Below are 6512 nucleotides of genomic sequence, written 5' to 3' on the forward strand. Positions count from 1 at the left end.
TGTTCTGTGCTATCCTCAGTATAAATTTCAAATCTCTATCTAAGGGGTAAAAAGAAAAGGTAAAGGATTGATGAGCAAGATAACAAAAAATTCAGATTATGTAAGCTTCTTATTGGACTTAAAAATCCTAATTAGGGTGCTAAAAAAGAGTATAAGAAAAGGCCATACTCGTAATTATTAACCCTTTCTTTTCCGAACCTCTGTAAAAGACTTTCTTCTTTGCCCTTCCTTTGACAGAGAATTTTCTGGCAAATTATCTTTTCTCTTATTTCTCCCTTCAATTTCTCTCTATCGCATGTTCTAGTTTTTAAAAATTTAATCTTCGATCTTAGTCTGAATTTTTAAACCTGTTTTATGAGGATACATTATCCATAAACCTTCTCTTAGAGCATATTTTTTTAATTCATCAGGAATTACTTCTTCCACCTTTATTAATTCTAAATTTTCTATAAAACCTAAGGAATATAAGGCATTTCTGACTGATTCATACTCAAATTCCTCCGAAAATTCTTCTGAAAGATCAGAAAACTCTTTTGCTAGCTTAACTATATTTTTTATTATTTTCTCTAGTTCTTCTAATTTTTTTCTTATTTTCCTTAGTTCTTTAACTACATCTTTTAGACTAACTTCATCACGATTTTTTCTTTATTTCTCATAATTTATATTATACTCTTTTTTAGGATTCTTTCGTAAATCTTTTATCGCTTTAGATCCCTCCAAATTCTTCTGCTGAAAGTGGGGGAAACCTTGAGAGTTTTCAGACTCTGAGGCTTTTTCGGCAGATTCTATATCTTCATATTGCTTTGCACTGATCTTGCCTCTGCCAGGGTTTATTTTTCGATTTTGATACCTAATCTATAAATAAACTTTTCTGCCAACCTAAAATCTGAATCTATTTCTTCTTTTCCCTCTTTTAGCCCCATACTATAACCTGCAATATTAATACCCTTATAAAAAGTTTCAAATAGCTTTTTCAACAGTTGTGCATCCTCAGAAAATGGATTCCTATTTATATAGTCCATATATTCATCTTCATTTTTAGGTAGCTCCTCTTTTCCTATTTTCCCAGTACTCAAAAATGCATAGTCAAGTACCTTCAAAATTGCAACCCATAAGAGTCTATAAGCTACCCTAACATATCTTATATCTTCATAAGAATTTAACTCCTCATCAATAGGAGACTTATTAAGCATTTCTCTTGACTTCTGATAAAATCTAATTACCTCTTCCTTTATCTTCTCAAGTTCTTCTAGTTTCTTTTCTTTATTTTCCATAAAATTACTATAATCTTTTTCAAGATTCTCTTGCAATCTCCTTAATATTAATCTCCTAATCTTTGATTCTCTTTTTCCTACTTTTATACTTTCAGCATCATAGAGTAGCTATTCTATAAAACTCTAAGGCATTACTTTAATCTCAATTTCACATACCTCAACTGTCTCCTAAGCGTATATTTAGCTGAAAGACCGCCTCTTTAAGACTAAAAATTTTCCGAAAGAACAACAACAGCTAACTCCCGAAAATCAGTAGAAAAATTATCTAGAGAAAATTTTTCTAATAAATTCAAAGATTTAATCTTTCTTAGTGATATCTCCTATTCCAGAGGTTTTTTCATATCTCTAATCTTAACTCACCTAATGTTTTTTTACACTCTTTGGTCTTTTCATCAGTTTTCTAATAGTTTATTTGTTGAGCATGTTTTAAATTTCTCCAAACCAAGAAGGACAACGTTTACAACATAAAGCTAGTCAAAGGTAGGTATGAAAATGTGAAATATTACGGGAGGTTATATTGTTTGAACAGAGATATAAGGTTAAGTGGTTGTTTGGTAATGTGAAGTGTGTTTAGTAATTAAGGATAAGACGGGATTATATTAGCTTATGAGACTGTTCGTGATAGCAAGATTCATAATGTGGAACTTTGAAGGTGTTGCTGGAAATAAGGTCTTTTTTTGTGTATTTCTACATGCGTTGTAGAATTATTGTCATATACAGCCAAGATAATTCTAAAACAGCCTCAACATAATATCCATAACTAACAACTCAACATGTTAAAAGCTACATCAAACTCTTTCCAAAAAAAACACTCCCTTGAACGTTGGTTTATATCATAAGGCTCTGTATGGGACTCTAAGCTTTACCTCGTGGAAGGATGGGGTGTTTCAGCTGTTGAAGAAGGTAAAAGAGGTAGTTCAAGAGCATGTTTCGGTATCTGACCTGTCAGGGACTTCAGGAAAGCGACTATATAGCGGGTCTCTTCATCGGTCAGTTTTTTGTTGAGCTGTGTCTCTGCCATGATCTTTACAGCATCTTCAAGCTTCCATACGCTTCCATCGTGGAAATAGGGATAGGTTCTCTCTACGTTTCTCAAAGAAGAGGCTTTGAAAACAAACATATCTTCTTCTTCCTTCGTCACTCCGAACCTTCCAAGGTCTACAGGGATTGTAGGTTTTTCTATGGTTACATAAGGAGCTGTTGCCTTCCAATAGTCAACAAACTGACCAAACTTAAGAAAGGCATCTCCACCGATAGCTGGACCACTATGACAGGATACACAGTCCAACTCTATGAAAAGCTTTAGACCTTTCTTTTCTTCTGGGGTGAGTGCCTTAGTGTTTCCCTTGAGAAATTCATCAAACCTTGAGGGCGTCATAAGAGTTCTTTCAAAGGCTGCTATTGCTTTACCTATGTTTTCATACCTGAGCGGATCTTTTTCATTGGGGAATGCTTTTTTGAACATTTCCACATACTCCGGTATGGACTTTAGCCTTTCTATAACTTCCTTTTCCGAGGGCATTGCCATTTCTATAGGATTTAGTATGGGACCAAGTGCTTGCTCCTCCACATCTTTTGCCCTTCCATCCCAGAATTGAGCAATATGAAGAGCGGCGTTGTAAACTGTCGGGGCATTTCTTGGACCTACCGCCCAGCTATGACCTATTGAAGTCGGAAGGTTATCAACACCATATGAAGCAAGGTTATGGCAGGTATTACAGCTAATAAGACCACTTTTTGAGAGTCTCGGTTCATGGTAGAGCATCTTGCCAAGCTCAATCTTTTCCTTTGTCAGTGGGTTCTCAGGATTCTCGGCTACCTTTGGAAGCGGTTGAAAGAATTTTTTTGCTTCATTCAGAAGATGAGCATCTTCATCTTTGGACTTTTGTGTTTGAGTCTTTTCCTTGATCTGGTTATAAGCACCGGCACCTAATAAAAAAACACCTACCACAGTCACCAAAAGTTTCTTCATAACACCCTCTCCTTCTACATATATTATAATATAAAACATAGCACACCTGAGACATCAAGTGAGAAATTAAGTTATATTCTTTTTTATAAGAAAGATATAAGCAATAGATTAGCCACTTACTCATAGAATTAAAACTCTTTATCCCACTTATCCATACTCTCCAACAACTGCCTCATATCCTTCTTCTCACTCCTACTAACACCTTACTTTCTACCTCACCACCCTCTACATCATATCACTCATAAACACACTCCTTATTATCGTCTTAAAACTAAGTAAGAAAGCGTTTACAATATACACACATCAAAAACTCGTGTATTAATAGGTAAGAACAAGATAATGTTAGAAGTGGCAATTGGTAAAGCCTATTCGGGAAGAACTACAGCTTTTTTGAGCTATAAGAGCTAATATTAAAGCCTAACACTTTGTGTCTGATGGGTATCATGACGGCGTAAATTTTATAAAGTATTTGGAAAAGGGATCAATCAAGTGTGTAATACCGATAAGTGAAACAGAGGGGAGGAAAGTTAAAAATGGGTATAGGAGGCTAGTCAAGAGTAATAAGTTAGAGCAGTTTTTTGATAATGTGAAGTGCATGGGGGTAATAGGAATAAGACGAGATTGTATGAGCTTGTGTAGCCTTGATGATGTTGCTAAAGTATATTTTTTTTGTTTTTCTACGCACCTTGTGGAGTTATTGTCTTGTGTTTCCAAAATAATTCTAAAACAACCTTTTTGCCCTTTCTATATTTCAATTTTTTCTTGAACTCCTTTATCATTTATGAATGTTCCATTGGTAGTGTGAAACAGTTGGTAAAAGTTTCGTTTGTTGAGTCTAAATTTTCAAATATAATTTTTCCTCTCTTTCTATAACAACAGTTTCTTTTTCTCTAAGTTCTTTACGCTGACCTGAGTTCCATTATTTTTCTTAAAAGCTCTCTTTATCAGATTTAAAGGAGAAGATGAAAAGACTTGTTGAGATTGTCTATACTTTGATTAGTTTAATTATAATTACTAAATATAAAAACTATTTTAATCTTTTTAATTTTAGGAAGAGGGATAAAAATGAAGGTTAATTATCCAGAAACAAAGGAAGTTCTCTTAAAAGAACAGATTTTCGAATTTATAATAGAAGATAATTACAGGTGGCTTGAAAATTTTGAAGATAAAGAAGTAAAGGAATGGATAAAAAAACAAAATGAATTCGCGAGAAAAATTCTCGACTTTATCCCACAGAGAGATATAATCGAAAGGGAATACACAGAAATCTTGTTAAAAGAAAGAATAAGTGCCCCAGTTGTTTACAAAGATAAATATTTCTTTTATAAAATAAAAAAAGACCAAAACCACGCAATTTTATACCTTAGCAGGGGCGAATTCCTCCCTGAAAATGCCGAGATAGTCTTAAATCCGAATGAATGGAGCAAGGAGGGACTAGTAAGTTTAGACTTCTTTTATCCCTCTCCTGATGGAAGATATATTGCTTACGGAAAATCAGAGGCAGGTAGTGAGGCAAGCACTATGTACATAATTGATACAGAAAAAAAGATGATTCTCTCTGATAAACTGCCTAACACAAAATGGTCAACTGTTGCTTGGCTAAAAGATAACTCAGGGTTTTATTACACAAGAAACGAAGGAGGAGAAAAATTTTTACCCAGAGTTTACTTTCACAAACTTGGAAATAAATATGAAGACGATGAATACATATTTGGAAGAGAACTTTCGGATACAGAAATTCCATCAGTTTATTCTTCAAAAGGTGGTGAATATATATTCCTCGAGATTTCAAGGGGTTGGGATAAAAACGATCTTTATTTTAAAGAGGTAAAAAACAAGGAATTTAGAGAGATTGCAAAGGGCATAGACGCAATTTTTGAGGCAAAGGTTTATAAAGACTATATTTACATAAAAACAAACCATAACGCACCAAATTTTAAATTAATAAGAATTCCATTAGAAAATCCTGATTTAAAAAATAGCGAAGAGGTAATCCCAGAGGGAAAAGGAGTACTAAAAGACTTTACCTTTGCAGGAGGCAAAATAGTCTTTACAATAAAAGAAAATACATATTACAGGTTATTTATCGCTGACTTAAAAGGCAAAATAGAATACGAAATAAACACACCACGAAAGGGAACCATATGGATAAGAGAAAAGGATTACGATTTTCCCGAATTCTATTATGTATTTGAATCATTCTTCTATCCTCTATCAATTCATAAGTTCAACGTAAATAATTTAAAAGACACTCTGATATATCAACGAAAAGAAGATTTTGATGTAGATGATTATAAAGAAGAGTTAGTTTTTTACTCATCAAAGGATGGCACTAAAGTTCCCCTTTATATATTAAGCAGAAAGGAAATAAAACTGGACGGAAAAAATCCGACAATTCTTACAGGTTATGGAGGATTTGGTGTTGGAATTTCCCCTTATTTTATGGAGGAACTTATTCCTTTCTTAAAAAGAGGGGGAGTTTTTGCCATAGCTGGACTAAGGGGAGGAGATGAGTACGGCGAAAGATGGCATAAGGAAGGCATGAGAGAGAAAAAGCAAAACGTGTTTAATGATTTCATAAGTGCAGCTGAATATTTAATAGATAAAAAATATACAAATCCTGAAAAGCTCGCTATAATGGGAGCAAGCAATGGTGGATTACTTGTAGGTGCTGTAATGACACAAAGACCAGAATTATTTAAAGCAGTTTACTGTGGTGTCCCACTTCTTGATATGATAAGGTATCATAAATTTGGAGTTGCCCATATATGGACTACTGAATATGGGAACCCTGATAAAGAGGAAGATTTTAAATACCTTTATGCTTATTCACCATATCACAATATAAAAGAAGATAAAAAATATCCTTCGGTATTCTTCAAAACTTCAGAGTTTGATGGAAGGGTTCATCCAATGCATGCTATGAAGATGGCTGCAAAAATGCAAAAGATTTCTAAAGATAATTTAGTGATTCTTTATGTTGAAGAAAAGGCTGGACATGGAGCGGGGAAACCTTTAAAAAAGATAATAAAATCAATAACTGATGAGTTTATCTTTTTAATGTGGCAACTTGGAATGTTAAAAGATTAGCTAAAAAAACTTTCTAAACACTTATAGGGAATAACTCTTTAAGTTTCAACGAAGATTAGATTTATATTATAATCTACTTATACATAAATAGGATGAAATGTCCTAAGTGTTTATTTATTAATCCCGAGGGATTTAAATACTGTGGCAACTGCGGAGAGCCCCTACTTAAAACTATT

At 33.7% G+C, this 6512-nt stretch carries 3 protein-coding genes; 1 reads left to right on the forward strand and 2 read right to left on the reverse strand.

Annotation, left to right across the window (positions count from 1 at the left end; translation table 11 throughout):
* Positions 1-830: 830 nt before the first annotated feature.
* The gene (locus ABDH49_08600; GenBank protein MEN3047013.1) at positions 831-1274 is read right to left on the reverse strand and encodes a DUF5618 family protein; all 444 of its coding nucleotides are present in this window, start codon (positions 1272-1274) and stop codon (positions 831-833) included.
* Between the two features lie 862 nt (positions 1275-2136).
* The gene (locus ABDH49_08605; GenBank protein MEN3047014.1) at positions 2137-3285 is read right to left on the reverse strand and encodes a cytochrome-c peroxidase; all 1149 of its coding nucleotides are present in this window, start codon (positions 3283-3285) and stop codon (positions 2137-2139) included.
* 1026 nt (positions 3286-4311) lie between these two features.
* On the opposite strand from ABDH49_08605, the gene ABDH49_08610 reads away from it, so the two are divergent.
* The gene (locus tag ABDH49_08610) at positions 4312-6336 is read left to right on the forward strand and encodes a prolyl oligopeptidase family serine peptidase (protein MEN3047015.1); all 2025 of its coding nucleotides are present in this window, start codon (positions 4312-4314) and stop codon (positions 6334-6336) included.
* Positions 6337-6512 lie beyond the last annotated feature (176 nt).

Source organism: Candidatus Hydrothermales bacterium, assembly GCA_039630235.1.
Classification (GTDB): Bacteria; Hydrothermota; Hydrothermia; order Hydrothermales; family JAJRUZ01; genus JBCNVI01.